The following is a 24,801-nucleotide window of genomic DNA, read 5'->3' as shown; positions in this document are numbered from 1 at the left end:
GGTACCGGGGGGCGGGGAGGGCAGGGGGGCACACCGCGGGCGCGGTGTTCGTCAGCAAGTGCCGGGGCTGCGGGGAGGTGTCAGCCCAGACAGCGGGCACGGCCCGGTGCGGTACACAGTGCGCTGTTCACGCGGAGCAGATCGACGGCACGATCGGCGACGAGCAGGTTCACGTACGACGGCACGCAGCCCGGGGAGCGGCGGGCGGCCGTCCTGGGAGCTGCGTACATGGTGTCACCGTCACTGTTCCGGCCCTGGGGCCTCGCGCTTACCGAAACTTCATCGGCCGGGTCGTCACCTGGGGCACCCCACCGCGGTGGGAGGGTTGCCGGTCAGCAAGCCAGGGCTTGTCGCTGACGCTCATGACCGTTCTGGGCGGTAGTTAAGGCAACGGCCCGAACATTTGTCAACGCCGGTCCACCAGGTGAACGGCCGGCGGTAAGGAGTCTGGGTATTGAACCTGTGCCGGCCCAGGCCGGTCAGTCCGGATACTCCGGTCCGACCGCGGTGCGGGCACCGAGAGCCCTTCCCCTGCCCCAGCCGAGTTCACGCCGGTACCCGCCGAGCAGACCGGATTCCTCGAGCTGTGTCACATCACGGAAGCGCAAGCCCGGAGCGACCGCGGTCACCAGCGGGGCGGCGTACCGTGCCTTCGGCCGGCAGAGTGCGGCTGCCCCTTGCGCATCGCCCGCTGCGCGTCAGTGGTGGCCCGGGCGAGCCGGGCGTAGACCGGCTCCGTGAGCAGCGTCCCCGCGATCACCGGTCGGCCGCGGGCGCTGCCCGCGCCCTTCAGTACCGAGCCGTCGGCGCGGTAGAAGGTCACCCAGGAACAGCAGGCGGTCTTGGGGCAGCGACGTGCCCTTCGGGGCGATGGCGTAGGCGTTGGAGAACTCCATTGGACCGCCGCCGAACACCAACACGTCCGTGGACAGGGTCTGTTCCGGTTCGGTGCTCGTCATGACGCTGCGTCCCTTTCGTTGCGGGGCTCAGAGCCTGAGCCGACCGGTGCCGAAATCGCGGCCGACCAGGCCGTGAGCGCCGCCGCGAGGCCCCAGACCACAGCAAGGGCCCAGCCCGCGCCGACGTCACCCGGGCCGAGGAAGCCGATCCGCTCGACCTGGACCAGCCAGAAGACGGGGTCGAGGCGGCTCAGGGCGTCCCAGAACGCCGAGAAAGCCCAGCGGCAGCAGAATGACCGACTCCATGGAGTAGACGTGATCGAGGGAGCTCGCGTGGCCACCCGCGAACACACCGACCTGCGCGGCGACCAGAAGCACCCGAGCGTGCCGGGCAACAGGGCGCGGGGGCGGGCCGGTGCACCGCCGTGAGTGAGCGCAAGTGCCACCGCCAGGACGCCCGCGCCCACGACGATGCCTCGGGCGACGCCGCCGCCCATCGGTGCCGCGTTGAACTCCCGCCACCTGAGCGGGCTGGCGAACACGTCGTCGACGTACTGGTCGTGGCGGGCCTCGAACAGGCTGGTCGTCCCGTTGAAGAAGCCGACGTTGGCGATGGCCTGGGTGAAGAGGCCGGGCACGATGAAGCTGCCGTAGCCGATGCCGTCGATCGTGTCGGCGTGCCGGCCGAGGGCCGACCCGAAGACGACGACGAACAGCACGGTCGACAGCACCAGGCCGACGACGCTGTAGCGCCAGATCGTGAGGAAGCGCAGGACCTCGGGCTCCAGGAGCCAGAGGAACGGCGACCGCTCCGCCCTGAACGGTTCGTCGAACGCCGGGAAGGCCGGGGTCTCGGTGCCGCTCACAGGGCGACCTCCGCCGCCGTGATCACCCGGTCGTAGACCTCCGACATGTCCCAGGCCGCGCACCGCTCCCGCAGCGGGACGGCGGAGCCGCGGTCGACGATCCGGCCCGCGCGCAGCAGCGCGATCTCGTCACACAAGGTCTCCGCCTCCTCCAGGTAGTGCGTCGTCAACAGCACAGTGGCACCTGCGGCGTTGTCACCATTGACGATCCGTCAGATCCCGGAGTGCAGCTCGACGTCGACGCCGGCCGTCGGCTCGTCGAGGATGAGCAGGCGGGTCGGAGCATGAGAGCCCGCGCGAGGACGAGACGCCGTAGCATGCCGCCGGAGAGTTCGTAGGCGCGTACGCCGGCCTTGTCGTCAGGGTGGAACGGGGCGAGCAGTTCGTCGGCGCGCCGGGCGGCCGCCTTCCGGCCGATGCCGTGGTGTCCGGCGTGGTAGATCAGGATCTGCCGGATGGACAGGAACCGGTCGATGTTGATCTCCTGCGCGCCCAGGCCGAGGAGCCGACGGGCCTGACGGCTGCGGTGGTCGTGGCCGAAGGCGGAGAAGGTGCCGGCGGTGGGTCGGGCGATGTTGCACACCCAGCCGATCAGCGTGATCTTCCCGGCGCGCCGTTCGGGCGGAGCAGGCCGAAGAAGGCGCCGTCGGGTATCACCAGGTCGAGCCCGGCCGGCGCTGTGAAGCCGTCTTCGTACGTCTTGCGAAGGCCCTCGACCCGCAGTGCGGGCGGACTCCCGCCGCTCCGGGAAGCGGCGGGAGTCGCGAGCGGGTCAGCCATGGAACTGGTTCGCCGGGACCGGGAGCCCGTAGTGCTCACGCAGGGTCGTGCCCTCGTACTCCTCGCGGAACAGCCCCTTGCCGCGCAGGATCGGCAACACATGCTCCACGAAGGCCGCCAGGCCCGACGGCAGGGCCGGAGCCATGATGTTGAACCCGTCCGCGGCACCGCCCTCGGACCAGGCGATGATCGTGTCCGCGATCTGCTCGGGCGTGCCGACGAACTCGAAGTGACCGCGTCCGCCGCCGAGCCGGGAGATGATCTGCCGGACCGTAAGCCGTTCGCGCACCGCGAGGTCGATGATCAGGTCGGACCGGCTCTGCGAGCCTTCCAGCGTCGGCCTGGCCAGGATGAAGTCCGGCAGAGGCTTGTCGAGTTCGAAGACCGACGGCTCGGTCTCGAACACGGCGCCCAGCTGACGCAGCCCGTACTCTGGGACACGCAGCTCGTCGAACTGCCGCGCAGTCGCCCGGGCCTCCTCCTCGGTCGACCCGATGTACGGGACGATGCCGGGCAGCACGATCACACCGTCCGGGTCGCGGCCAGCGGCCCTGGTCCGCGCCTTGATGTCGGCGTAGAAGGCGGCCGCGCGCTCGTACGTCGTGTGCGCCGTGAAGATCGCCTCGGCGTGGCGGGCCGCGAAGTCCTTGCCGTCCTCGGAGGAGCCGGCCTGGACGAGCAGCGGGTAGCCCTGCGGTGGCCGCTCGACGTTGAGCGGGCCGGCCACCTTGAAGTACCGGCCCCGGTGGTCGAGGCGGTGCAGCCGTGCGGGGTCGGCGTAGCGTCCGGTGGTCCTGTCCGTGAGGACGGCCTCGGACTCCCAGCTGTCCCACAGCGCCTTGGCGACCTTCAGGAACTCGTCGGCGCGGGCATAGCGTTCGGCGTGGCCGGGGCGGTCGGCGAGGCCGAAGTTGGCCGCCTCGTCCGCCCCCGCCGAGGTGACGATGTTCCAGCCGGCCCGGCCGCCGCTGACGTGATCGACCGACGCGAGTCGGCGGGCTAGGTTGTACGGCTCGTTGTAGGTCGACGACACGGTCGCGATGAGGCCGATCCTGCTGGTCACCTGGGACAGCGCGGTCAGCAGCGTCAGCGGTTCAAGCTGGCCCGGCGGCCGGAACTCGCCGGTGCCGATGAGGGCTGGGCCGTCCGCGAGGAACAGCGCGTCGAACTTGGCGCTCTCGGCCAGGTGCGCCAGCTCGATCCAGTGCCGCAGGTCGAAGTCCGCACGGGGATTGCTGTGCGGGAGCCGCCACGCCGCCTCGTGGTGACCCGCCTCCATGAGGAAGGCGTTGAGATGGAGCCGACGCCGTCTCGCGCTCATGAGGTGACCTTGAGCTTGGAGCTGTCGTAGCCGGCCGGCAGGAGATTGTCGGTGATCGACTTGACGTCGACTTCCTTGGTGATCTGACCCGCCTCCAGGAAGGCGTCGGCAAGCCTCTGCTCCAGCTCGATGTCCGGCTGCTCCACCGGGGTCACCCGGTTCGAGTAGGCGGCCAGGGACGCCTTGGCGTCGGCAAGCGGAATGCCCTGCTCCTTCGAGAGCGCCTGCGCGTACTGGTCGGGGTTCTTGACGGCCCAGGCGAACTCCCGCGAGAGCCTCTTCAGTACGTCCGTGAGCGCAGCACGCTTGGTCTTGTCCTTCAGCGACGTGTCACTGGCGACGTAGTAGCTGCTCGTCTGGTCGATCGGCGGGAGACCCTTCACCAGGATCCGCGCGCCGTTCTTGACCGCGATCGCGGACTGCGGGTTCCAGATCGACCAGGCGTCCACCTTGCCGGTGTTGAACGCCGTAGCGCCGGCCGCCGGGTCGAGGAAGGCCAGCTTCACGTCCTTGGGGGTGAGGCCGACGCTCTTCAGCGCGTTCAGGGCCAGGCCGTGGGCCGAACTGCCCTGTGGAACGGCGATCTTCTTGCCCTTGAGGTCGGCGGCCGTCTTCAGCGTCGAGCCCTTCGGCACGATGATGTTCTCGTTCGACTGGGTCGGCGTGAGCGAGCGGTTGACGGCGACGACCTTGAAGCCGTACTCCTTCGCGGCTCCGGTGATCGGCGGCACGTCGCCGACGCTGCCGAGGTCGATGTCGCCCGAGGCGGCGGCCTGCACGAGGGGCGGGCCGTAGGTGAACCGGGCGAACTTCACCTTGTACGGCGCGTTGTCGAACACGCCGGTGATCTTCGCCAGCTCCTGGCTGCCGTCACCGCCGTTGTCGCCGATGGTGAAGGTGTACTTGCTCCACTCGGGGTGCTTCGCGTCGCTCGCTGCGACGGCGTTGCTCAGCGGCGCGGCGCTGTCCGAAGACGACGATCCGCAGGCGACGAGGGTGCCCGCCAGGGCGAGCGAGCCGACGGCGCCGATGAGTCTGGTGGTCCTCTTTCGCATGGGTTGTCGTGCTTTCTGTGCTTGGGGGAAGAGTGTTCGGGCAGGTCAGTGCTGGCCGGCGAGGCCGAGATCTTCCAGGAGCCGGGCGCGGAGTTCCTCGCGTGCGACGCTCGCTTCGCGTTCCGCGGCGGAGAGGTGAACCTCGTGCGAGGTGCCGATGCGTCCGTTGCTCATGACGACGATGCGGTCCGCCAGGGCGATCGCCTCGTCGACGTCGTGGGTGACGAGCAGCATGGCGGCGTGGTGCTTGGTCCGCAGCGCCCGTACCAGGTCGTGCATGCGCAGCCGGGTGATGGCGTCGAGGGCCGCGAACGGCTCGTCGAGCAATACGAGTTCGGGCTCCGAGACCAGGGCCCGTGCGAGCGACACCCGCTGGGCCTCGCCGCCGGACAGCTCCTTGGGCCACGCCCTCTCACGGCCTGCGAGGCCGACCTCGGCCAGCACCTTGCGGGCCCGCTGTTCCGCGTCGGGTCCGTGCAGGCCGAGCGTGACGTTGCGCAGGACCCGCTGCCACGGCAGCAGCCGGTCGGCCTGGAAGACGATCGCACGCAGTGCCGGGACCTCGACGCGCCCTCCGTCGGGCTGGTCCAGTCCGGCGAGCAGCCGCAGAAGGGTGCTCTTGCCGCAGCCCGAGGGGCCGAGCAGAATCACCAACTCCTCGTCGGCGACGGTGAGGTCGAGGTGGTCGAGCACCACCCGGTCACCGAACCGACGGACCACCTGCTCGACGACGACTCCGGTCTGCCGACGGGGCTCCGTCGCGATCGTGCTGCTCATGACGCCTCATAACTGGGTCGCCACCGCAGCAGCACCCGCTCGAGAGCCCGGACGAACTGGTCGGCGAGCAGACCGAGGAGCGAGTAGATCACCAGCCCCACGAAGACCTGGTTGGTCTGCAGATAGGTCTGCCCCTGAGTGATGAGGAAGCCAAGTCCCTGGTCCGCGTTGACCGTTTCGGCTGCGACCAGACCCAGGACGCTGTACGCGAGGGAGAACCGGAGACCGACGAGGAACCCCGGCAGAGCCCCGGGCACCAGAACCCGCGTCACCAGGCGCCAGGTGCCCGCGCCCGTCGTCCGCGCCATCTCGATCAGCCGCTGGTCCACGCCCCGGATCGCGGCGAACAAATTGAGATACATCGGCACGCCGGCACCGAAGGAGATCAGCAGCACCTTCGTGAGTTCGTCGATGCCGAACCACACGATCATCAGCGGAAGCACGGCCAGGAGGGGGATCGTGTTGAGTACCTGCACGAGGCCGTTGAACAGATACTCACCGCTGCGCAGCAGCCCGCCGAGCACCCCGGTGACGATCCCCACCGTCAGTCCGATCGCCAGACCGATGCCGGCCCGCTGCAGCGAAATGGCCACGTCGGGTCCGAGGACGCCTTGTTGCCACAGATCGGCGGCTGACCTCACGATCGAGGTCGGCGCCGGGGCGTAGGTCTTCGACACCAGTCCGGCCCGGGCGAGCGCCTCCCAGGCGATGAGGATCGCGACCGGAGTCGTGTAGATGCCCAGCGGCCAGCGCAGGCGCTCGCGGAGTGTGCGCAGCAGCGTCCTTCGGCGGGCGTCGCGCGGGAGGAACACCTCGCGTTCCCGCGCGTTCGTCGTCCCGGGGTCCGGGCCCTTCACGACGGCCGGTGCCGCGATGCGGACCTCGGTCATGCCGCCACCGCCAACACACTGCTGTAGTGCGAGGCGTCGCCGCGGAGTTGCTCACTGCGGCGGCCGTCGACACCGGTCGGCACCTCACCCGCGACCGTCACCCGGTTGAGGCGGCGCGGGTGGTCGTCGTAGTTGTCCACCCCGTAGTGCTGGGTGATCCGGTTATCGAAGATCAGCAGCTGGTCTCGGGACCAGCTCCAGCGCAGGATGTTCTCCGGACGCGTTACGTACGACTGGAAGATGCGCAGCAGATCGGCTGAGTCGCTGCCCGACAGGCCGACGATCCGCTTGGCGAACCCGCCGATGAACAAACCGCGTTCGCCCGTCAGCGGATGCACCCGCACGACCGGGTGCTCGGCCTCGTAGGGCGTCGAGACGAAGATGCGGTCGTACTCCTGCTGTTCGGCGGTCGCGGCTGCGGGACGCGCGTAGTCGTACTGGTTGGTGTGTACGACGCGCAGCGTGTCGGCGAGGGCGCGCAGCGGTTCGGGGAGGTCGCGGTAGGCCGCGGCGGCGTTGGCGATGAGGGTCTCGCCGCCGTAGGGCGGGATCACGACGGACCGGAGCGTGGTCAGCTGCGGCGGGTTGACAACGAAGGTGACGTCCGTGTGCCATGCGTTGGCCTTGGAGGTCTCGTTGTCGACGGCGAGCACGTTCGTCGTGCCGTCTGCCGCCGGCACGTTCGGATGAGCGGTCGTCAGCTCGCCGAACCACCCGGCCACACGCTCCTGGTCGGCGTTGTCGAGCCGCACGTCGTCGAACACGATCGCCTTGTGCTCGTTGAGAGCGTCTCGGAGCGTGGTGATCGTCGAGAAGTCCGGCGGCGCCGCGAGGTCGACGCCCTCGACGACTGCGCCGATACGGCCGGTGAGCTTACGGATGGACGGAGGCATGAGGGGGTCCCTCCCGGACGGATGGGCACACCAAGGCGTGCTGGGCAGCTGGATGAAGGCGCTGATAGCGCGCAGGACTGATCGGCCCGGCACGCGGAACGCCGAATCGGCCGGGCCGGCGAGAAAAAGCATGGTCGCAGGACCGCTACGGCCGCGTTCTCAGCGACCGAGTCGGCGTACGCGAAGAGGCTCCCGGCTCATACGAAGCGGAGAGCTCACAGGAGGTGGATACGACGATCCGGTGGGAAGCATCGCAGTGCGGGCGGTTTCCGCCTCAGCCCGGCACGCGCCGACTACGTACACCGGCCAATGCCGGCGACCACTTGCCGGGTCAGCGACAACAAAACGCGCTGGAGACGTGCGCCAGATCAATGTGGCGCCGCCGGGTCAGGTCCACGCGCGGGTTCATGGGACGGGAGTTCAGCAGACGGCCACCACGTTGGTCAATGCTTTCCCGGGCAGGTCTTGCATTGCGGACACACAGAACCTCTGCGCTTGTCGACGGCCGCCGCTCGGTACTGCTCGCCCACCGTCGCCGACAGCCGCACGGGATCCGCTGAGTCGAGGCGCAAGAAGGCACGCAGGCGTCCCAGTGGTACGACGCCCCTCCGCTATGTTCGACCTTGACACTCGCGGGGGCGGACGGCGTACGTTGAAATGGAGGTTCCTGACAGCCGGAGGCTTTGATGCACGTACTGGGCGCGGCACCGCGCGGTGCGTGCACCGGTGCACGGCTCATCACCCGGCGGCATGTCGACTACTGCCGAACCTCCTCCGCCGTCTGTCCTTCCGTACACGCCTGACCCCTGGCGGCCGTCCCGTCGGCTGTCTCGTCGTGGCCCTGTGGCCGCGAGTCCTCGTGTTTCCCGGAAGGAACCCCATTGACCGGCCCCGTCCTGCACGTCGCCGTCGAGATCGACGGCGACGGCGCCCACCCCGCGGCCTGGCGCCGCGCCTCCCACTCCCCCGATCAGTTGCTCACCCGGCGCCGCGTGGCGCAGGTCGCCGCCATCGCCGAGAACGCCGGGTTCACCCTGATCACCCTGGATGACGGCGCGCTGCCGCCCGGCGCCTCACCGGATCCGGTGGGCCGTATCGGCGCGGTGGAGCGGGCGGCCTTCGTCGCAGCGTCCACGAGCACCATCGGGATCGCGCCCGTCGCCCCGGTCACGTATGCCGAACCCTTCCATGTCTCCAGCCAGTTGGCGTCCCTGGACCACATCTCCGCCGGTCGCGCCCGATGGGTGGTGACGGAGGAGGAGCGTCCGGAGGCGGCCCGTGTCTGGGGACGGCCCCTGATCGCCGACGCCGCCGCGCGGGTCCGGGAGTCCCGCGACGGCGTGGAGGTGGTCCGCGCCCTGTGGGACTCGTGGGAGGACGACGCGGTCATCCGGTCCGTGGCCACCAGCCGCTACCTCGACCGCGAGCGGCTGCACTACATCGACTTCACGGGCGAGACGTATGCCGTCAAGGGTCCGTCGATCGTGCCGCGCCCGCCTCAGGGGCAGCTGGTCGTCCTGGGCCGGCCGGATCGGGTTCCCGCCGCACAGCTCGACGTCGCTCTTGTCGAGGGACGCGACCTCGCGTCGGTCGCCACGGCCGCTGCCGCCGCCGGTACGCCCCGCGTCTTCGCCGAGGTCGACGTGGCGCTGGACACCCCTCAGGCCACGGCCGCCGAGCGCGTCGCCGACCTGGAACGGCACGCGGCGTGGAGCGACCGGGGAAGGCTGCGACACATCGGTCCCGCAGATCAACTCGTCGCTCTCCTGGGTGAATTGAGCCGTCACGTCGACGGCGTACGGCTGCATCCGCTGGTGCTGGACGAGGACCTGCGCGTCCTCTCCCGCCTCGTGCTGCCGGCCCTGTCCGAGCGGCGCCTTGTCACCCGTCCGCTGCCCGGTACGTCCCTGCGCTCGGCCCTGGGTCTGGAGCGCCCCGCCAATCGCTTCGCCGCCGCGGCCGTGGCCGCCCAGGAGGACGCCCGATGACCCGCACCGATCCCCTCGACGTCCCCCGGCCGCACGCCCAGCTCCACTTCGGGGTGTTCTTCCAGGGCGTCAACCACTGGACCATCTGGTCCGCCCCCGACAGCGGCTCGCAGATCGACCCCGCTTCCTTCCAACGAGTCGCCCAGACCGCCGAACGCGGCTTGTTCGACGCGTTCTTCCTCGGCGAGGGGCTGCGGCTGCGCGAGGTCGACGGCAGGATCCACGATCTCGACGTGGCCGGACGGCCGGACGCCATCACCCAGCTCGCGGCACTGGCCGCGGTCACCCGCCGTATCGGCCTGGTCTCCACCTCCAACTCCACCTTCAACGAACCCGCCGATCTGGCCCGCCGCCTGTCCGGCCTCGACTTGCTCTCCGAAGGCCGCGCCGGCTGGAACGTGGTGACCACGGACAACGCCTGGACCGGTGCCAACTTCCGCCGCGGCGGCTACCTCGACCACGCCGACCGCTACCACCGCGCCGAGGAGTTCCTCACCGTGGCCCGCGCGCTCTGGGACGGCTGGGCGGACGGAGCCGTCGCCGACTCCCCAGACGCGCCCGCCTGGTCGGCGCCCGGTGCCGTACACCAAGTACGCCATCGCGGGCCGCAGTTCGATGTCGACCTCGCCCCGACGCTGCCGCGCAGCGCCCAGGGCCACCCCGTGATCTTCCAGGCCGGGGACTCCGGCGAGGGACGCGATTTCGCCGCCCGTAACGCCGACGTCATCTTCTCCGCGCACGGCAACGACTTCGACGACGCACTGGCCTTCGCCGACGACATCCGGCGCCGACTGCGGGCGGTCGGCCGGCCCGACGACGACCTGCGGATCCTGCCGGGCACCGAGATCATCCTCGGCGCCACCGAGGAGGAGGCCCAGGAGAAGAAGCGCTGGATCCGGCTCCAACAGGTCACCCCGGCCACGGCGTTGGGGATCGCCGGGCTGCTGTGGGGCATCGACCTCTCGGACCGCGACGCCGACGGGCCACTGCCGAAGGAGGAGCCGGTCGTCACGGAGAACGACGGCTCCTTCGGCGCCCGGCGCATCGCCGACCCGCGGGTGGTCGTGGCCGAATGGCGGGCGCAGGCGGAGGCACACGGTTGGTCGCTGCGCGAGACCGTCATCGCGCTCGGCCCGCAGCGCGGGCACGTCGGCACCCCGTCCGGTCTTGCCGACAAGTTCGCCCGTTTCGTGCGGAACGGCGCGGTTGACGGCTTCAACGTCACGCCGTATCTCATCCCCGACGGCCTCGACGACATCGTCGACCTGCTCGTCCCGGAACTGCAGGAACGCGGGGTCTACCGCACCGAGTACGCTGGCACCACCCTGCGCGAGAACCTCGGCCTGCGCGAACCCCTCACGCACCGGTCCGTGCCGGACCGACGGCAGGCGGGCTGAGCACCGGGACAGCCCTTCCACTCAGGACTGAGTACACATGACTGACAAGAAGCTGTCACACACGGACCGGAATGCGGGTCCGGCCGACGCCCGTTCCGACTGACATGACTGTTGGAGTAGCGCTCAACGCTTCCGACGCGCCGAGCCAGGTCGATGCCACCGTACAACTGGCCCAGGAAGCAGCGGAGTTCGCTCTCACGTCGGCCTGGTTCGGGCAGACCTTCGGCGCGGACTCATCCCAGCTCGCGGCGATCGTCGGGCGGGAAGTGCCCGGACTGCAGGTCGGCACCTCCGCGATCGCCGTCTTCGGCCGCCACCCGCTGCTGGTCTCCAGCCAGGCCCAGACCGCCCAGGCCGCCCAGGCCGCGACCCACGGCCGCTACCACCTCGGCCTGGCCCTGGGCACGAAACTGCTGACGGAGACCGGCTTCGGCCTGCTCTTCAAACGCTCCATCGCCCGGCTGCGTGAATTCCTCACTGCCCTACGGCAGTTGACCGAGACCGGCACGGCCGACTTCCACGGCGAGCTGCTCACCGCGACCACCCCGTTCCCGGCGCGGGTACCGGGCGCCGAGCACGGCGTCCCCCTGCTGGTCGCCGCGATGGGGCCGCAGGCTCTGCGGGTCAGCGGTGAGCTGGCGGACGGGATCCTGCCCTACCTGGCGGGACCGCGCGCCCTGGCGGACCGCATCGTGCCCGCCCTGACCGCCGCGGGCGAGGCCGCCGGCCGCCCCGCGCGCAGGATCGTGGCCCTGGTGCCGGCGTGGTCACCGACGACGTGGACGCGGTGCGGGCCAAGGCCACCGAGAACCTCGCGTTCTACGAACAGATCCCGTCCTACGCCCGGGTCATCGAACTCTCCGGCGGCCGGCGGGCCGCCGACCTGGCCGTGATCGGCGACGAGAAGACCGTCGAGGCCGAGGTACGACGTTACCGCGACGCCGGCGCAACCGAGGTCGTGTTCTCGGGCACCGAGATCGCGGGAGAAGCCGACCGCCGACGCACCTGGCGGCTCCTCGGCGAACTGGCCCGCTGAGCACGCCGGTCGAACCGACGGCCCGACCGGCCCCCTGCACCCCCGTGACGAAGGAGAACCCATGACCACCGAGGCCACCACAACAGACCTCCACGCCTTCACCGAGAACTGGCTGGAGTGGCACCGCGCCCAGGAGGCCCGACTCGCCGACCCGCACGGGTTCCTGGCGATCACCGGCCAGCACTGGCTCGACGACCGGCCCCAGCGCTTCCCGGACGCGCCCGGCGCATGGGACACCGGCACCGACGGGGTCGTCGTGGACCTCGACGACGGCGAGGAACTGGTCGTCGACGGAACGCCGGTGCACGGTGAACACCGCTTCGGCTTGCTTCCCGAACACGGTGGCGTCAACGCCGTCTGGGGAGACGCCGTCATCGAGGTCGCCCGGCGCGGCGGGCATGACATCGTGCGCCCGCGGCACCCGGACGCGCCGCTGCGCACGGCCTTCACCGGAACGCCCTCCTACGCCCCCGACCCACGCTGGGCGGTGACGGGCCGCTACATCCCTTTCGACACGCCACGACCGACCACCGTGGGCGCCGCGGTCGAGGGCCTTGAGCATGTCTACGACGCTCCGGGCCGGGTCGAGTTCGAACTGGACGAGCGCCGGCTGTCACTCACTGCGTTCCCGGGACACGGCCCGGGTCGGCTGATGGTGCTGTTCACCGACGCGACCGGTATCCGCAGTGGGAGCTGCAGATCCGCGTGCTCCCCTTCAACAACCCCTTCGGACAGTTGCGCAGAGGCGAGGTCGACGCCATCGTCGCGTGGCTGCCTGTAGAGGAAGCAGATCTGACGGTCGGCCCGACCCTTCTCACCGACCACAGGATCCTCGCCACGGCCGAGGGCCACTGGCTGGCCACCCGCAGCCGAGTCACCCTCGAAGCACTCGCCGACTTCCCCTCCGCCTCAGCCGATCTCCACCTGGACTACTGGGAGGACAGTTACCGGCCCTTCCACACCCGCCGCGGCCGACCCATCGAACGATTGCACCACACCACCCAGGTCGACGACTTCATCACCCTGGTGGGAACCGGAGACATCATCTTCCCCTTCCCCAGCCACGTCACCCAGTACTCGCACCTGCCCGACATCCACTGGCAGCCCCTCACCGACCTCCCCCGCTGCATTACGCCATGATCTGGCCCACCGAATCGGACAACGAACTTATCCGCGCGCTCGCAGCCACCGTGCGCGACCTCGGTCCACTGCTCCTTTGAAGCACAGCGGCAGCGCGCGCCACGCACACCCGCTGACCAGCACGTAGATGATGGCCGCGAACAGCGTCTCATCAGGCGTGTTCGGCGTCCCGCCGCCCTGCGGCCGCACCCGGTCCGGCGGGATCAACTGCTCCGCCAGCTCCCACAACCCGTCCGGAACAATCCAACTCCACGTACCCCGCCCCATGACCAACCCAACGAGCCGCCACCACATAGGACACGGTCTTAGACCCCGGCCGCCCGACAGGAGCCACTCCCGTGACGGGACGCGGGCGGCGAAAACGCGGCGGCACCCACGTCGCCGCGCCGGGCCCGCGTGCGCGGGCGCGGCTCAGCTGGCGCTGCTGGCCAGGCGGCACATGATCGTCATGAGTTCGTCGGGCGGGGAGATCCTCATCGAGGAGGGCGACTTCCCCTGGCTGTCCGGGCGCTTCGTGCCGGCTGAGGGCTTTGTCGAGGTGAAGTCGCTGTTCGACCGCGAACTGGAACTGGTCGAAGAGGAGGACCTCGACGAGTGGGACGAGGTGGTCCGGGAGATCGGCGAGAAGCTCCAACTGGTCGCTCCCGCAGGCCCGGTTGCGGAGTTCTTACTGCATATCGACGGCGAGCGGGCCTGGTTCCGTTGGAGCGACGAGCCGTTCGACTGAGTGGCGGCCCTGCGGTCATGGAGCCTGCCGCAGTGGAACGACGTCGTTCCGGTGCTGGGGCGTGCTGGGCCGGGCGGCTTCTGGGGTGGCCAGCAGCGCGACGATGGTGACTGGCTGCTGGCAGTGTGGGCACTTCCGGGTCGCGGTCGGTTCCAGCGGGTCGCGGACCGTGGTGGGCTGCTGCCGCGAGGTCGTGCGGGCTGGTGGTGGAGGGGGAAGCTCGGTCCGGGTCGGAGGTGCGAGTGGTGGTGTCTGCCCGAGCCGTCGGGCCCGTTCCGCGTCGAGGGCCTGGCCGCGGCGTGCTCGGCCTTGCGGCGGCAAACCATCGGCGTGGTTCTGGTGGTGGCGAAGCCGGTGGGAGGGGCCGTCGATGCCGACCACGGTGGCCCGGTGCAGGAGCCGGTCCAGCGTCGCGGTTGCCATCGTCGACCGGCTCACGTTCAACGGAGCAATCATCCAGACCGGAACCGAGTCCTACCGTCTCACGCACACCCGCGCGCAAGCCGAACGGGCCAGCTGAGGTATCACCGACTCGGGGCGGTCCTACTCGGTGGTCGAAAGGCGTGCCTCACCGTTAGGCTTCGGGGCCGAACGAGAGAAGATCCGTATGGACCCCCGCCTGCCTCATCTGCGTCGGAAGCTCGCACAGATACCCTTCAGCCCTCTTCGCAGCCATTCCTTCGGCGAGGAGAAGCACCGCTTCCAGCTCGGGCCAACCGTCAGCCCGGCGAGGCTTGATGCTTTCGAGACTGACCGCGGAGTCGTGCTTCCCGCCCCCTACCGCGACTTCCTGACGTTCCTCGGCGCAACGGGAGCTGCGCCGTTCTACGGGCTTCTGCCCTTGAGCCGGTGCGAACTGTTCGCGATGGACCCGAAAGGGCCAGATGATGGGGCCCCGCGCGGCTTCATCACGGTCGAGGACCGTGCACGTCCAGGCGACAGGTTCCTGCACATCATCGAAGCAGGATGCAGCGACGTGGTTCTGATGGGACTCACGGGACCGCTGACCGGGCGCATCCTCACGGGCAACTCCGATGGTTTCTGGGGCCCCGACCTCTCTCCGGCACCGGACTTCATCGCCTGGTATGAACTCTGGCTGGACGAGATGGCGGCAGGCCACGACAACCGGGAACTCGAACTGACCTCTCCTGTCAGCCGCAGCGCTGAAAGGCGCGGGCGTCCCACCTCATAGCCGCTCCGGACGCCTCGGCCCTGGAGCCCTAGCTCAGACACCAACCGCAAAGTAGCGATCAGGCAACATGGCCGCAAGCGGTGTGGCGGCGGTGTTCTCCGACCACGGCCCCTCCCCCGCCGACGGCGCTTCGTCGCCCCCCCCACCGTCCAACCGGCGTCGGTGCCTCGCGCCCGTGCCGCCGCACCGGGGTCAGCGTCCCACACCCGGCCAGCCAGCACCTGATACACCAACCACCACCCCCTCCAGCGTCATCCGCGACCTGGCCGCCCTGCGCCAGCTCCACGCCGGCGAGTCGGTCATCCTCTTCGGACCGGTCGGGGTTGGCAAGACACACGTCGCCCAGGCTCTCGGTCACCTCGCGGTCCGGCAGGGTGCGAACGTCCGGTTCGCCAAGACCAGCCGGATCCTGGCCGAGCTTGCCGGCGGCCATGCCGACCGCACTTGGGACAAACGCATGCGGGAGCTGATCCGCCCCGACGTCCTGATCCTCGACGACTTCGCCATGCGCCAGCTGACCGCCGCCCAGGCCGACGACCTCTACGAACTCGTCTCTGAACGGCAAGGACGCTCGCTGATCATCACCAGCAACCGGGCGCCCAGCGACTGGTATCCCCTCTTCCCCAACCCTGTCGTCGCCGAATCGCTCCTGGACCGTCTGATCAACACCAGCCACCAGGTCATCATGAACGGACCCAGCTACCGCCCGAACAAGCGCCCTCGGAACCCCGCCGACAAGAACGGAACGGCAACCTCATAGGCCGGCTGACCGCAGGAGTCTTCGGACCGGCGCCTGAGCAATGAAGCCTCAGGCGCCCCTCGGCCCGGTCCGCCGACGCTAGTTGATATTGATGTTGAAAGTGGAGACCTTGCCGTCCGCAGCGGTCAGGGTGACCGGCCCAAAGGTGATGATCACGAAGGAGTTGCCTCCCGGCCCCTTGTAATAGCCGGTCGCCCCGGTGATCCGGACAGCCAAAGCCACGAGCGTCGACGCAGCCTGCTCATCAGCGTCGATCTTCGGCTGGGCAAGGGCGGGATGCCCGTTGCCTTCAGCCCAGTCCCGGAAGCGGCGGGCGTCACGGCTCATGTCGGGGAGGATGCTCTTGTTGGCCCAGGCCCACAGCCATGAGCCCGAGCCGGGGCTGAAGCTGCCGAGGATCTGCGCGGGTGCCGTCGCCGTCTTGTCGGGGAAGGTCCAGGTAATGATGCCGGTCGTCTGGTCCAGATCCCAGCGGTCCGCTGAACCCAGCCCCCAGGACATGTGGGCACGACCCAACTGTTCGATCATGTCTTCGCCCTGCAGCAGCAGGATGCTCAGGTCGGCTCGCTCCCCAGCCTGACCAGCACTCTCCACCTCATTGGCCCGCTTGAACATTCCCATGCCGCGGAGTCTGCCAGAGAGGCCTCCGCGCACGAGAACACCGCCGGCATCGCCCTGCTGGACGGGGTTGCCGAGCAGACCGACACGATCAAGAAAGCCCTGGTCGATCAGGGCTTCAAGCAGCGCGTCGTCGACCACGGCCGACAGCACGGCATCGACGTCGAGATCGTCGAACGCAACCCGGTCGACAAGGGCTTCGTCCCGCAGGCCAAGCGGTGGATCGTGGAGCAGACGAATGGGATCCTGATGTTCTACCGCCGCCTCGCACGCGACTACGAGCACCGGCTGGCCACCTCCCGCTCACGGGTCTTCTGGGCGATGACCTCCGTCATGGCCCGCCGCCTCACCGGCGCCACCCTCCTGTCCTGGAGGGCCGCATGAGCGAGAACCCACAGGTCAAAGCCGTCCTGGAGTACGTCGAGACGCACGAGCGCGAACTGGCGAAACAGGCCGCGCAACTCCGCGCCCGCATCGAGGAACTCACCGCACAACTGGGCGAACTCGACGCGGAGAGCGAGAACCTGCGCGTCACCCACAAGACCGCCCTCGCACTCCCCGCACCCACGCCCGCCGACGAGCCGGACCGCCCCGACGTCCCCGACCACCCCGCCTACCAGCAGATTCTCACCGCCTTCGCCGACACCCGGCAGCCGATGCGGGCCCGCGACCTGTGCCAGGCACTCGACCTGCCGATCGTCCCGAAGAACACCGAAGGCATCCGCTCCAAGCTGAAACGCCTGGTCGCCAGGGGCATCCTCACCGAACCCGAACCCGGCCTGTTCGCCCCGCCCGGCGCTTGACCCCCATCACGCACCGGCGACCAGCAGCCCTCAATCAAGCTCAACCGCGAAACGCCCACCCTGTCCCGCGCGGCCGGCAGGTACAGCCGCTCACCGATCAGCGCAGGCAGGCCCCGCCGTTCGGCTAGGCGGACCAGCGGCTCCAGGCCGCCGTAGGCGATCAGCGTCGGTTCGCACCTCTCTGTTTCAGGCCGCTGCCTGCGGCGATCACCGACCGGTGAATCCAGGTTCAGCGGGTTGCCTGGCACGTCGACCGGCGGCGGGGTTCGACATGGCCCAGCCTGCGGCGGATGGTGTTTCTGGGTGAATCGGGTAGAGCCGAACTGCATGTTCAGGCTGGCGGCACGGCGTGGTCGTGGATATGGGCGATCGCGGCGTCCAGGGCGGCTTCGAGGGCGTCGGTGGTGTGCTGGGCTTGCGCGAGGACGAGTCCGCCCTGCACTGCCGCCAGCAGGGCGAGGGACAGTGTGGTGGCGTCGGTCTCCGGCCGCAGTGTGCCGTTGTCGACCATGGCGGCCAGGCCGGCGCGAATCGCCTCGGACCACGCGGTGAAGCTGGCGGCCAGGGCGTCGCGCGCCCATGGATGGTCGTCGGACAGCTCGCTGGACAGGCTGCCCAGCGGACAGCCTCCGGCTCCGTTCTGCCGGCGGGCGGCGTCGACCACCACCTCGCGCCAGGACCGCAGCGCCTCGACGCTGTCGAGCCTGGCCAGCAGCGGTGCCTGGTGGGACAGGATCGCCTCGGACTGGAACGCGATGACCGCGCGGGTGAGGTCGTCCTTGTCGGCGAAGTAGTGGTAGATCTGCGACGAGCTGACCCCGGCGGCATCGCGGACCGCGGGGGTGCTGGTGCCCGCCACGCCGCGGCGGTACATGAGGTCGGCCGCGGCCGCGACGATCCGCTCGCGCGTGGCGCGGCCCTTCCGTGTGCTGGGCGCCTCCTGCGGTGCTGCGCGTGGCGGCATCGAACCCCCTCCAAGACTGGACTTGACTATCCAATCCTACTGGCCTTGGATTGGATAGGTCGATCCAATTCATGGAGGAGCAGCGAGTGAGTACTGAGCTGACAACGGTGCTGATCACGGGTGGAACCTCGGGCGTCGGCCGGGCGACCGCGCGACTGTTCAGCCAGCGCGGTGCCACGGTGATCGTCACCGGCCGCGACGAGGACCGGGGCAAGGAGGTCGCCGCCGAGACCGGCGGGCGCTTCATCCGCGCCGATCTCGCCGCACCCGAGGATGTGCGTCGCCTGGCCGCCGAGGCCGGCGAGGTGGACGTGCTGGTCAACAACGCCGGCTACTGGGAGTTGGGCCCGACCGCCGAGACCACCGACGCGGCCTTCGACGCGATGAGCGCGGTGAACGTCCGGGCCCCGTTCTTCCTCACCGCGGCACTGGCCCCGCCGATGGCCGCACGTGGTCGCGGGGCGATCGTGAACGTCTCCACCATGGTCGCCGCCCGGGGCGCCGCGGGTATGGCCGCCTACGGGGCGAGCAAGGCGGCCCTGGAGGCGTTGACCCGCTCATGGGCGGCCGAATTCGGCCCGGCCGGCGTGCGCGTCAACGCCGTCGCGCTCGGACCCAGCCGGACCGAGATCACCCAGAGCATGGGCGACATGCTCGACACCCTCGCGGCCGCCAGCCCGCTGGGCCGGGCGAACGAACCCGACGAGGTCGCCCGCGTCATCGCCTACCTCGCCGGCGAGGATGCCCGGCCGATCACCGGAGTCGTTCTCGCCGTTGACGCGGGCCGGGTCGCCACGCTGTGACCGTCCGCTGCTGACCGTTTGTCACTGTCCGTCCATAGTCGACCGCATTCGAGGGAGACATCATGATTCTGGTTACCGGCGCGACCGGCACGGTCGGGTCAGAAGCCGTGCGGCTGCTGTCCGCACGGCACCAGCCGGCCCGGGCGTTGGTCCGCGACCCGTCCCGTGTGGCGAACCGCACCGATCTCGCCGACGAGATCGAGATCGTCACCGGCGACTTCGACCGCCCGGACACGCTGGACGCGGCCCTGTACGGCATCGACACCGTCGTGCTGGTCAGCCCGGCCGTGCCGGCCCAGGAGATCGCGGTCATCGACAGCGCGGTCCGGCAGGGCGTATCGCACATCGTCAAGATCACCAGCAAGGCGTCAGCCGATTCCCCGGTCGACCGGCGCCGTGGACAGGCGCGGATCGAGGCGCACCTGGAGGCCACCGGCGTGGCGCACACGCTGCTGCGCTCCAACGCGTACCTGCAGAACCTGCTTGCGCTGGCCCCGGTGATCCGCCAGACGCGGGGCTTTGTGATGTCGGCGGGCGACGGACAGGTCGGGATGATCGACGCCCGCGACGTCGCCGCCGCCGCGACCGCCATCGCCACCGCGCCCAGCGGGCACGCGGGCCGCACCTACTGGCTCACCGGCCCTGACCTGATCACCTACACCGACATCGCCAAAGAACTCTCCGCGACACTGGGACACGACGTCGAGTACCGCCAGATCCGTCCGGACGAACACCGGGCGGCGATGATCAAGGCGGGCGTCCCCGAGCCCGTCGCGACCTCCAATGCCCAGGCGTTCGGGCTGATCGCCGATGGCGACGCGGCCTGGCTGACGGGCGACGTGGCGGCCCTCACCGGCACCGCCCCGCGCAGCCTGCACACCTTCGTCTCCGAGCACGCCGTGGCCTTCGCCTGAGCCGGGAGAGCAGCAGCGAGATCCGCGAATCCTGGGAGTGACATGACATCCTGGCTTCTCACCGGCCCGTCGCAGGCGTTCGGGCCTGAGCTGATCAGGCAACTGCTGGCTCGCGGTGACCGAGTCGCGGCCATCACCGACCAACCCGAGGACGTGGCGGCCGTGAACCGAGAGTACGGCGGCGCGGTGTGGGTCCGGGCCGTCACGGGAAACGACATCGACCAGCTTCGTGACATCGTGTCGGCAGCGTTCACCGACCTGGGCCGCATCGAGGTCGTCGTCTCCAACGCCACGTACGGGCTGGTGGGGGCCGCGGAGGAGTTCACCGACGCCGACGTGGTCGCACTGATCACGACCAATCTGACCGGGCGATTCGGCTCGCCCGCACCGTCGTGCCGCACCTGCGCGCGCAAGGTGGCGGGCACCTCATGCAGGTGTCGAGCATGGCGGGCCAGACCGCGATTCCGGGACTGTCGCAGTATCACGCCACCAAGTGGGGAATCGAGGGCTTCTTCGAGGCATTCGGGCCCGAGGTCGAGCCGTTCGGCATCCCCACGACACTCGTGGAGCCCGGAATGGTGCGCGCCCTGTTTCCCACCGCCATCCGCTCCGCCCCTCTGGGTGTCTACGCCGACAACCCCGCCATCATGCGCGGCAATGTTCCGGTCGAGGCGATGGCCGGAGACCACGTCAAGGTCGTAGAAGCGATGATCGAAACCATGCGGCTGGCCCACCCGCCGCGTCGGCTGCTGCTCGGCACGGATGCCTACGAGATGGTGCACGCGTCAGTCCGGTCCCGCTTGGAGGAAGTGGAACGACAGCAGCAGTCCGCGTCCCGGTCGGACTTCGCCGGATGGGTGCCCGAGAGCCGGACGCGCAGTACCGCCCGGCGTGAGTAGTCGGTGGCTGGCGGTCGACCTGCCCGACTTGGCGGCCATCATGACAACGCGGATTCACCGATCCTCGACAATCCACGCATGCCAAGTAGCGCCCTCCCAGCCTGTGAGTCGGGTCGCTCCCAGTCAGCTCGGCCGCCGGGAGCGACCCGACTCGCCTATTGGGCAGTTCTGATCACAGGCATGCCGAGGTCACCTTGCCGAGTAATTCTCGTCAGCCGCAACGCGCCGGCGCGTTTGTCTCGCAGGCACGACAATGCCCGGTCGATCCCTTCGATCTCGCCCAGCCATCCCTCGGCCGTGGCACGTGTCCGCTGCTGCTCCCCATCGGTTCCGAGTTCATCCAGGCGTACACGGCGCAACAAGCCACCGAGGACTACGGCCGCCAGGTGGCCGCCGAGCGGCAGGAGATGTTCCCGGGCGAGGACCAGCGGCGCGAGCGACCGGTGTGGCCCGAAGACGGCCCGAAACGGGCGGAACTCGCACGGCTGCGCGCCGAGCGCCACGCGCTGATGGACCGGATCCGAGCGCACCCGGTCATGGAGAAGGCCCGGACCGAGGGCTGCGCGAAGGAGACCGGCTACGCGCTGCAGAAGGCCACCCGCCAAGCCATGGCCACCCAGGACAGGACGAAGAACACGAAGGTATCCGCTCCAAGCTGAAACGCCTGGCCGCCAGGGGCATACTCACCGAACCCGAACCCGGCCTGTTCGCCCCGCCCGGCGCTTGACCCCCATCACGCACCGGCGACCAGCAGCCCTCACCCAAGCTCAACTGCGAAACGGACAACAGCTCACATCCCGCACTCTCAGATCGGTGTCATTTCCTCAGGCTGTCCAGCAAGCTGCGCCGGGCCTCATGACCCTGCATCGGCGGCCATCCGTTCCATCCACTCCCGCACCTTCACTGCTCGGTCGATGCGGCTGACGATGTCCTTCTTGGACGCCGTGTCCAAGGTCTCCGGGATCTTGTCGAAAGTGTCGGGAAGGACGTCGAGCAGACCCCAGATCTGTTCGCCGGTGCTGACGGTGAGCAGTTGCTGGCACCTCCACTGCAGCGGCGTCTCGGGACGGTGCGTGAGCCGCTGCACGAGTGTCGGGAACAGATAGTGCGTCGCCTCTGCAGCGAGGTGCTCTCGGAGCCAGTCGACCGGGAGTCGCTGGCTGAAGCCGTGCATGGCGGCCTCCTCGGCCAGGTCCAGGAGCTGAGCTGTGTCGACGGCTCGGACAGTGCGGGGAAGGGTCGGGGTCATGTTGAGATGATGGCAAGAAGCCCCGCGGCGCCGAGAGGTCAGCGGGGCCGGGATGCGATCTGCTGACGGGCAGGACCCCAGACATCCTCGAACTCCTCGGAGCTGAGTTGTTCGGGGTTGTGGCCTTCCCATTCCGAGACGGGCAGCTCGGCTGTGATCCCGAACTTGCTGCCGTACTCATCGAGGCAGCCGGCGTCGCGGGCCCGCTGCCACTCGGCGAGGGAGGCAGCTGCGATCGGGATCAGCTCAGGCCCTTCGAGTTCGACCTGCCGGACCACCCAGCCTTCGGCGTCGACCTCGAAGTAGAACCAGGTGTCTTCCTCGTCCCAGTAGCAGCGCATCCATGTGGTCACCAGGCCATGATGCCGTGCCAGATGCGCCGTGCTAATCCGCTTTGTCTCATGGTTGAGCGATGAATCCTGCGGATCGGTCGAGCTGGAAAGGAGAACCGACCCGGGTCGGATCCCAGCCTTGATCCCGTGCCTCTCGAATGCTGGCAGCAACGTGAGCCGGGCGAATGGGCTCCGTCTCGATGCCCAGCCCCTACATGCCCATCACCGGCACAACTGCAACAGGCCCAAACACGCGAGATTTCCGGACCGCATGATCTCGGAACCGAACCATCCGACCGGCCGTTTCACACACAAAGATCAGCAGCCAGGACCCCTCGCGTCCCCAGCCAACGCGGCAAGACCAGACAGGCAACCGCAGACGCGCGCAGAAAGTGGACCTGCGTGTCATCGGCCGGCGCGCGGATCCGTGGCGGGCGCTGCAGAGTGCATGCCCGAGGAGACCGTGTCTGGTATGTCCCGTGCCGGTGAACTGGGAGCTCGGAGGCGGCAGGGGCGGCCCGCGAGGGCTCAGTCCGTGAGACCGTCGCGCAGCAGGCGCCGGGCCACCTCAGTGCGGGCCGCGGCAAGTTCCGTGGCGATCCGCTCGGTCCGGCGGGCCTGCGGCACCACTGCCTGCCGCCACGGGCTCCCCGACGAGCAGGCAGGCGCGCCGCAGATGGGTCGGCGGGTGGGTGACGTCGACCTGGTGCCCGCGCAAGGCTCCGGCGCGTCGCTGCCGTTCGTACTCGTGCTCCGGGACGGACGCCGCGAACGCGGTGAGCAGCCCCCACAACTCGTCGGCTCGGGCCGTGGCCTCCCGGGCGGACCTCGACCCGCCGAGGGCGGCACGGTTGGCCTCGTTGCGCAACAGGACGCCGAGCGATCCGGAGATGAGCAACCGGTCCATGAGGCCCACCGCCGCCTGCGTGGAAGCGGTGCGGGCGGCCAGCCGGTCGGCGAGGTACTCGGCCCGCATCCCGGCCCGCGACGTCAGCCGAACGAGCAGCACCAGCACCCCACGAACCAGCAGGCGTGGCACCACGTAGAGGGCATTGACGGCCATCTCGATCGCGGACGGGTGCGGAAGCGGCCGGAGGGTGTGGTGCCAGAGAGACAGGGTCCGCACCGCCGTGCCCACCACCAGGCCGTTGCGCGTGTCGCCGTTGGCGTAGTGGGCCAGCTCGTGGCCGAGCAGCGCGATCCGCTCCTCAGGCGTAAGGACCTCCCACAGCGGCATGCCCAGCACCAGCAGCCGCCGGCCGCGCACACCGTACGTCCTGACGCCGGCGTTGATGCTCCCGTCCACGGCGATCGCGTGCACCCCCCGGGTGCCGACCGCCTGCGCCACCTCGTCTACCAGGGCGAAGAGTTCAGGCGCGTCGGCCCGCAACAGCACACCTGCCCGCCCCGGCGCGCGCCGCTTGATCTGCTGCGGCGCGCAAACACACGGGCTGAGTTCCGCAGCCGCCGGTAGGCCGTGCACTGATTGCGCTGGACGCGCATGCCGCTGCCCCGGCATGGGACAAGGTTGGCACAGCGTCTGACAGATCGTCTGGCGACCGGAGACCCCGGCACGTATGGCTGCCCGACCCGCGTGGAGGGGCCTCGCCGGTCTTCGTCCGATCGCTCTCAGTAGATCGTGACGGACACCCCGCACAGGCCGCGTGCGTCTGCCGAGGCTTGCCGCCACATCCGCAGTGGTCCGTCCAGGACGCTCTCCTCATCGTCGCCGTAGTCCAGCCAGTCCTGGTCCTCGGCCTCCGCGCGTTCTTGCGGGGTGAAGCCCAGTGCCCGCTCGACAGCAGGCAGCGTCTCGCGCACTTCGGCGGAGGTGAGCAGGAAGTTGCCGCACCAGCCGGGTAGGAGGACGGCCCTGTCGGGGCCTATGGCGTGGAAGAAGGATCTCAGCGCGAATTCCTTGCTCTGGACTGAGATGAAGAGGTCCTCCGCGCCGGTGACCAGGTCCCACACGTCCGTGAGCAGTGAGAAGTCGTCGTCGGGTGACAGACCGTCGTACATCTTCTGCACGTGCTCTCCGGAAGCGGTCAGCTCGTGGAAGGAGTTCAGTGCGTCCTCCTCCCTTCGGCAGGACTGGCCGAAGGGCTGCCACCAGGTCCGGAAGTCCGGCAGAGGCTCCCGGCGCCAGCTGTCCCAGCGTTCTCGTGCGGACGGCTCATCCCGCTCCGCGGCGATCAACGGGAGCAGCCGGGGAGCCAGAGCGCTGATGAAGTTGTCGTTGTGGGCGCTGATGGACCAGGCCGTGGTGATACCCATGTGCAGGACCGTACGAGGCGTCACTGACAAGCTGGGTTCCAGCGCCGCCGATCGGTGCGGGTAGGCGGGGCGCGGCCGATGCCGCTGACGGCGACCAGATCGACGGCGGCGAGGGTGAGGCCGGCCGCGCGCCGCCCGGTCGGTGCGCCGCAACGGGCGTGGACTCGAACCTGGCACGTTCTGCCGGTTGCCGTAGCATCGCATCCTGCGTGCGCCGCGAGTCC

Annotated in this window: 28 protein-coding genes, 6 pseudogenes and 1 riboswitch; of the genes and pseudogenes, 15 read left to right on the top strand and 19 right to left on the bottom strand. The window is 69.5% G+C overall.

What is annotated here, in order from left to right; translation table 11 throughout:
• Positions 1–80: 80 nt before the first annotated feature.
• From AC4OXY_RS45035 to AC4OXY_RS44985, 11 genes are all read right to left on the bottom strand, one after another.
• Positions 81–230, bottom strand: coding sequence for a hypothetical protein (locus AC4OXY_RS45035; protein ID WP_491992635.1), 150 nt, complete (start codon positions 228–230; stop codon positions 81–83).
• Between the two features lie 29 nt (positions 231–259).
• Positions 260–368: riboswitch (SAM riboswitch) on the bottom strand.
• Positions 369–625: 257 nt separating this feature from the next.
• Entirely contained in the window at positions 626–823 is a 198-nt protein-coding gene (locus AC4OXY_RS45030; RefSeq protein WP_491992634.1) for a hypothetical protein, read from the bottom strand.
• A 132-nt stretch (positions 824–955) separates the two neighbouring features.
• Complete coding sequence (locus AC4OXY_RS45025; protein ID WP_491992633.1) at positions 956–1,765, bottom strand: ABC transporter permease; 810 nt, start codon at positions 1,763–1,765, stop codon at positions 956–958.
• Positions 1,762–1,941, bottom strand: a complete 180-nt coding sequence (locus AC4OXY_RS45020; protein WP_491992632.1) for a hypothetical protein — start codon at positions 1,939–1,941, stop codon at positions 1,762–1,764. The genes AC4OXY_RS45025 and AC4OXY_RS45020 overlap by 4 nt, the downstream gene beginning before the upstream one ends.
• The gene (locus AC4OXY_RS45015; RefSeq protein ID WP_491992631.1) at positions 1,932–2,348 is read right to left on the bottom strand and encodes an ATP-binding cassette domain-containing protein; all 417 of its coding nucleotides are present in this window, start codon (positions 2,346–2,348) and stop codon (positions 1,932–1,934) included. The genes AC4OXY_RS45020 and AC4OXY_RS45015 overlap by 10 nt, the downstream gene beginning before the upstream one ends.
• Before the next feature lie 8 nt (positions 2,349–2,356).
• Positions 2,357–2,545, bottom strand: a complete 189-nt coding sequence (locus tag AC4OXY_RS45010; RefSeq protein WP_491992630.1) for a hypothetical protein — start codon at positions 2,543–2,545, stop codon at positions 2,357–2,359.
• Positions 2,538–3,866 carry an LLM class flavin-dependent oxidoreductase gene (locus tag AC4OXY_RS45005; RefSeq protein WP_491992629.1) on the bottom strand — a complete coding sequence of 443 codons (1,329 nt, stop codon included), beginning with the start codon at positions 3,864–3,866 and terminating at the stop codon, positions 2,538–2,540. The genes AC4OXY_RS45010 and AC4OXY_RS45005 overlap by 8 nt, the downstream gene beginning before the upstream one ends.
• A complete protein-coding gene (locus AC4OXY_RS45000) occupies positions 3,863–4,921 on the bottom strand; it encodes an aliphatic sulfonate ABC transporter substrate-binding protein (protein ID WP_491992628.1) in 1,059 nt (352 codons plus the stop codon). The genes AC4OXY_RS45005 and AC4OXY_RS45000 overlap by 4 nt, the downstream gene beginning before the upstream one ends.
• 45 nt (positions 4,922–4,966) lie before the next feature.
• Positions 4,967–5,698 (bottom strand): ABC transporter ATP-binding protein, encoded by a 732-nt coding sequence (locus AC4OXY_RS44995; RefSeq protein WP_491992627.1) that lies wholly within the window; start codon positions 5,696–5,698, stop codon positions 4,967–4,969.
• Positions 5,695–6,588: an ABC transporter permease gene (locus tag AC4OXY_RS44990; protein WP_491992626.1), complete on the bottom strand. Its 894-nt coding sequence runs from the start codon at positions 6,586–6,588 to the stop codon at positions 5,695–5,697. The genes AC4OXY_RS44995 and AC4OXY_RS44990 overlap by 4 nt, the downstream gene beginning before the upstream one ends.
• Positions 6,585–7,481: a TauD/TfdA dioxygenase family protein gene (locus AC4OXY_RS44985; RefSeq protein WP_491992625.1), complete on the bottom strand. Its 897-nt coding sequence runs from the start codon at positions 7,479–7,481 to the stop codon at positions 6,585–6,587. Before AC4OXY_RS44985 ends, AC4OXY_RS44990 begins: the two co-directional genes overlap by 4 nt.
• An 881-nt stretch (positions 7,482–8,362) precedes the next feature.
• Between AC4OXY_RS44985 and AC4OXY_RS44980 the strand changes: the two genes are divergently transcribed.
• The 5 genes and pseudogenes from AC4OXY_RS44980 (at position 8,363) to AC4OXY_RS44960 (ending at position 13,042) form a co-directional block, all read left to right on the top strand.
• Positions 8,363–9,469 carry an LLM class flavin-dependent oxidoreductase gene (locus AC4OXY_RS44980; protein WP_491992624.1) on the top strand — a complete coding sequence of 369 codons (1,107 nt, stop codon included), beginning with the start codon at positions 8,363–8,365 and terminating at the stop codon, positions 9,467–9,469.
• Entirely contained in the window at positions 9,466–10,866 is a 1,401-nt protein-coding gene (locus tag AC4OXY_RS44975; RefSeq protein WP_491992623.1) for an NtaA/DmoA family FMN-dependent monooxygenase, read from the top strand. Before AC4OXY_RS44980 ends, AC4OXY_RS44975 begins: the two co-directional genes overlap by 4 nt.
• A gap of 104 nt (positions 10,867–10,970) precedes the next feature.
• Positions 10,971–11,902 (top strand): annotated as a pseudogene (locus AC4OXY_RS44970) (TIGR03564 family F420-dependent LLM class oxidoreductase).
• Positions 11,903–11,963: 61 nt separating this feature from the next.
• On the top strand, positions 11,964–12,683 hold the full coding sequence (locus tag AC4OXY_RS44965; protein WP_491992622.1) for a DUF1684 domain-containing protein: 720 nt from the start codon (positions 11,964–11,966) through the stop codon (positions 12,681–12,683).
• A complete protein-coding gene (locus AC4OXY_RS44960) occupies positions 12,608–13,042 on the top strand; it encodes a LysR substrate-binding domain-containing protein (RefSeq protein WP_491992621.1) in 435 nt (144 codons plus the stop codon). Before AC4OXY_RS44965 ends, AC4OXY_RS44960 begins: the two co-directional genes overlap by 76 nt.
• Positions 13,043–13,078: 36 nt before the next feature.
• Here the strand turns inward: AC4OXY_RS44960 and AC4OXY_RS44955 are convergent.
• Positions 13,079–13,309 (bottom strand): annotated as a pseudogene (locus tag AC4OXY_RS44955) (transposase); the annotation flags it as partial.
• 172 nt (positions 13,310–13,481) lie between these two features.
• Between AC4OXY_RS44955 and AC4OXY_RS44950 the strand changes: the two are divergent.
• Positions 13,482–13,769, top strand: coding sequence for a hypothetical protein (locus AC4OXY_RS44950; protein ID WP_491992620.1), 288 nt, complete (start codon positions 13,482–13,484; stop codon positions 13,767–13,769).
• Between the two features lie 15 nt (positions 13,770–13,784).
• On the opposite strand, the gene AC4OXY_RS44945 is transcribed toward AC4OXY_RS44950, so the two are convergent.
• Positions 13,785–14,192, bottom strand: a complete 408-nt coding sequence (locus tag AC4OXY_RS44945; RefSeq protein WP_491992619.1) for a hypothetical protein — start codon at positions 14,190–14,192, stop codon at positions 13,785–13,787.
• Here AC4OXY_RS44945 and AC4OXY_RS44940 point away from each other — a divergent pair.
• The 3 genes and pseudogenes from AC4OXY_RS44940 to zapE all read left to right on the top strand — a co-directional run.
• Positions 14,179–14,289 (top strand): annotated as a pseudogene (locus tag AC4OXY_RS44940) (IS21-like element helper ATPase IstB); the annotation flags it as partial. The gene AC4OXY_RS44945 and the pseudogene AC4OXY_RS44940 overlap by 14 nt on opposite strands.
• Positions 14,290–14,376: 87 nt before the next feature.
• Positions 14,377–14,961, top strand: a complete 585-nt coding sequence (locus tag AC4OXY_RS44935; protein WP_491992618.1) for an SMI1/KNR4 family protein — start codon at positions 14,377–14,379, stop codon at positions 14,959–14,961.
• 241 nt (positions 14,962–15,202) lie between these two features.
• Positions 15,203–15,721: pseudogene (zapE, locus tag AC4OXY_RS44930) on the top strand (AFG1/ZapE family ATPase); the annotation flags it as partial.
• 78 nt (positions 15,722–15,799) lie between these two features.
• Here the strand turns inward: zapE and AC4OXY_RS44925 are convergent.
• On the bottom strand, positions 15,800–16,249 hold the full coding sequence (locus AC4OXY_RS44925; protein ID WP_491992617.1) for a DUF6882 domain-containing protein: 450 nt from the start codon (positions 16,247–16,249) through the stop codon (positions 15,800–15,802).
• Between the two features lie 114 nt (positions 16,250–16,363).
• Between AC4OXY_RS44925 and AC4OXY_RS44920 the strand changes: the two are divergent.
• Both AC4OXY_RS44920 and AC4OXY_RS44915 read left to right on the top strand, forming a co-directional pair.
• Positions 16,364–16,723 (top strand): annotated as a pseudogene (locus AC4OXY_RS44920) (transposase family protein); the annotation flags it as partial.
• On the top strand, positions 16,720–17,142 hold the full coding sequence (locus AC4OXY_RS44915) for a hypothetical protein (protein WP_491992616.1): 423 nt from the start codon (positions 16,720–16,722) through the stop codon (positions 17,140–17,142). The pseudogene AC4OXY_RS44920 and the gene AC4OXY_RS44915, both read left to right, overlap by 4 nt.
• 331 nt (positions 17,143–17,473) lie before the next feature.
• Here the strand turns inward: AC4OXY_RS44915 and AC4OXY_RS44910 are convergent, their stop codons facing one another.
• Positions 17,474–18,106, bottom strand: a complete 633-nt coding sequence (locus tag AC4OXY_RS44910; protein ID WP_491992615.1) for a TetR/AcrR family transcriptional regulator — start codon at positions 18,104–18,106, stop codon at positions 17,474–17,476.
• Positions 18,107–18,192: 86 nt separating this feature from the next.
• Between AC4OXY_RS44910 and AC4OXY_RS44905 the strand changes: the two genes are divergently transcribed.
• The 4 genes and pseudogenes from AC4OXY_RS44905 to AC4OXY_RS44890 all read left to right on the top strand — a co-directional run bounded on the left by AC4OXY_RS44905 (position 18,193) and on the right by AC4OXY_RS44890 (position 21,381).
• Positions 18,193–18,909: an SDR family NAD(P)-dependent oxidoreductase gene (locus tag AC4OXY_RS44905; protein ID WP_491992614.1), complete on the top strand. Its 717-nt coding sequence runs from the start codon at positions 18,193–18,195 to the stop codon at positions 18,907–18,909.
• A 62-nt stretch (positions 18,910–18,971) separates the two neighbouring features.
• Positions 18,972–19,823 carry an NmrA family NAD(P)-binding protein gene (locus AC4OXY_RS44900; RefSeq protein WP_491992613.1) on the top strand — a complete coding sequence of 284 codons (852 nt, stop codon included), beginning with the start codon at positions 18,972–18,974 and terminating at the stop codon, positions 19,821–19,823.
• Positions 19,824–19,865: 42 nt separating this feature from the next.
• Positions 19,866–20,722: pseudogene (locus AC4OXY_RS44895) on the top strand (SDR family NAD(P)-dependent oxidoreductase).
• A 194-nt stretch (positions 20,723–20,916) separates the two neighbouring features.
• Complete coding sequence (locus tag AC4OXY_RS44890) at positions 20,917–21,381, top strand: hypothetical protein (protein ID WP_491992612.1); 465 nt, start codon at positions 20,917–20,919, stop codon at positions 21,379–21,381.
• A 194-nt stretch (positions 21,382–21,575) separates the two neighbouring features.
• Here AC4OXY_RS44890 and AC4OXY_RS44885 read toward each other — a convergent pair whose 3' ends face one another.
• The 4 genes from AC4OXY_RS44885 to AC4OXY_RS44870 form a co-directional block, all read right to left on the bottom strand.
• A complete protein-coding gene (locus tag AC4OXY_RS44885; protein ID WP_491992611.1) occupies positions 21,576–21,971 on the bottom strand; it encodes a hypothetical protein in 396 nt (131 codons plus the stop codon).
• A 38-nt stretch (positions 21,972–22,009) separates the two neighbouring features.
• Complete coding sequence (locus AC4OXY_RS44880; protein WP_491994738.1) at positions 22,010–22,312, bottom strand: hypothetical protein; 303 nt, start codon at positions 22,310–22,312, stop codon at positions 22,010–22,012.
• A 559-nt stretch (positions 22,313–22,871) separates the two neighbouring features.
• Entirely contained in the window at positions 22,872–23,693 is an 822-nt protein-coding gene (locus AC4OXY_RS44875) for a M48 family metallopeptidase (protein ID WP_491992610.1), read from the bottom strand.
• A gap of 239 nt (positions 23,694–23,932) precedes the next feature.
• Positions 23,933–24,577, bottom strand: coding sequence for a hypothetical protein (locus AC4OXY_RS44870; RefSeq protein WP_491992609.1), 645 nt, complete (start codon positions 24,575–24,577; stop codon positions 23,933–23,935).
• Positions 24,578–24,801 lie beyond the last annotated feature (224 nt).

The sequence above is a fragment of the Streptomyces sp. HUAS MG56 genome (genome assembly GCF_058673395.1).
Note: the sequence above shows the minus strand (reverse complement) of the source record. Positions and strands in the feature narration are given on the sequence as shown.

Excerpts from the sequence above, each read along its gene's own strand:
- AC4OXY_RS44870 (WP_491992609.1), bottom strand. The coding sequence starts at position 24,577 with ATGGGTATCACCACGGCCTGGTCCATCAGCGCCCACAACGACAACTTC.
- AC4OXY_RS44950 (WP_491992620.1), top strand. The coding sequence starts at position 13,482 with ATGATCGTCATGAGTTCGTCGGGCGGGGAGATCCTCATCGAGGAGGGC.
- AC4OXY_RS45035 (WP_491992635.1), bottom strand. The coding sequence starts at position 230 with ATGTACGCAGCTCCCAGGACGGCCGCCCGCCGCTCCCCGGGCTGCGTG.
- AC4OXY_RS44945 (WP_491992619.1), bottom strand. The coding sequence starts at position 14,192 with ATGGCAACCGCGACGCTGGACCGGCTCCTGCACCGGGCCACCGTGGTC.
- AC4OXY_RS44990 (WP_491992626.1), bottom strand. The coding sequence starts at position 6,588 with ATGACCGAGGTCCGCATCGCGGCACCGGCCGTCGTGAAGGGCCCGGAC.
- AC4OXY_RS45005 (WP_491992629.1), bottom strand. The coding sequence starts at position 3,866 with ATGAGCGCGAGACGGCGTCGGCTCCATCTCAACGCCTTCCTCATGGAG.
- AC4OXY_RS44995 (WP_491992627.1), bottom strand. The coding sequence starts at position 5,698 with ATGAGCAGCACGATCGCGACGGAGCCCCGTCGGCAGACCGGAGTCGTC.
- AC4OXY_RS45000 (WP_491992628.1), bottom strand. The coding sequence starts at position 4,921 with ATGCGAAAGAGGACCACCAGACTCATCGGCGCCGTCGGCTCGCTCGCC.
- AC4OXY_RS44915 (WP_491992616.1), top strand. The coding sequence starts at position 16,720 with ATGAGCGAGAACCCACAGGTCAAAGCCGTCCTGGAGTACGTCGAGACG.
- AC4OXY_RS44910 (WP_491992615.1), bottom strand. The coding sequence starts at position 18,106 with ATGCCGCCACGCGCAGCACCGCAGGAGGCGCCCAGCACACGGAAGGGC.
- AC4OXY_RS44925 (WP_491992617.1), bottom strand. The coding sequence starts at position 16,249 with ATGATCGAACAGTTGGGTCGTGCCCACATGTCCTGGGGGCTGGGTTCA.
- AC4OXY_RS45010 (WP_491992630.1), bottom strand. The coding sequence starts at position 2,545 with ATGGCTGACCCGCTCGCGACTCCCGCCGCTTCCCGGAGCGGCGGGAGT.
- AC4OXY_RS44900 (WP_491992613.1), top strand. The coding sequence starts at position 18,972 with ATGATTCTGGTTACCGGCGCGACCGGCACGGTCGGGTCAGAAGCCGTG.
- AC4OXY_RS44885 (WP_491992611.1), bottom strand. The coding sequence starts at position 21,971 with ATGACCCCGACCCTTCCCCGCACTGTCCGAGCCGTCGACACAGCTCAG.
- AC4OXY_RS44935 (WP_491992618.1), top strand. The coding sequence starts at position 14,377 with ATGGACCCCCGCCTGCCTCATCTGCGTCGGAAGCTCGCACAGATACCC.
- AC4OXY_RS44985 (WP_491992625.1), bottom strand. The coding sequence starts at position 7,481 with ATGCCTCCGTCCATCCGTAAGCTCACCGGCCGTATCGGCGCAGTCGTC.
- AC4OXY_RS44880 (WP_491994738.1), bottom strand. The coding sequence starts at position 22,312 with ATGCGCTGCTACTGGGACGAGGAAGACACCTGGTTCTACTTCGAGGTC.
- AC4OXY_RS44975 (WP_491992623.1), top strand. The coding sequence starts at position 9,466 with ATGACCCGCACCGATCCCCTCGACGTCCCCCGGCCGCACGCCCAGCTC.
- AC4OXY_RS44965 (WP_491992622.1), top strand. The coding sequence starts at position 11,964 with ATGACCACCGAGGCCACCACAACAGACCTCCACGCCTTCACCGAGAAC.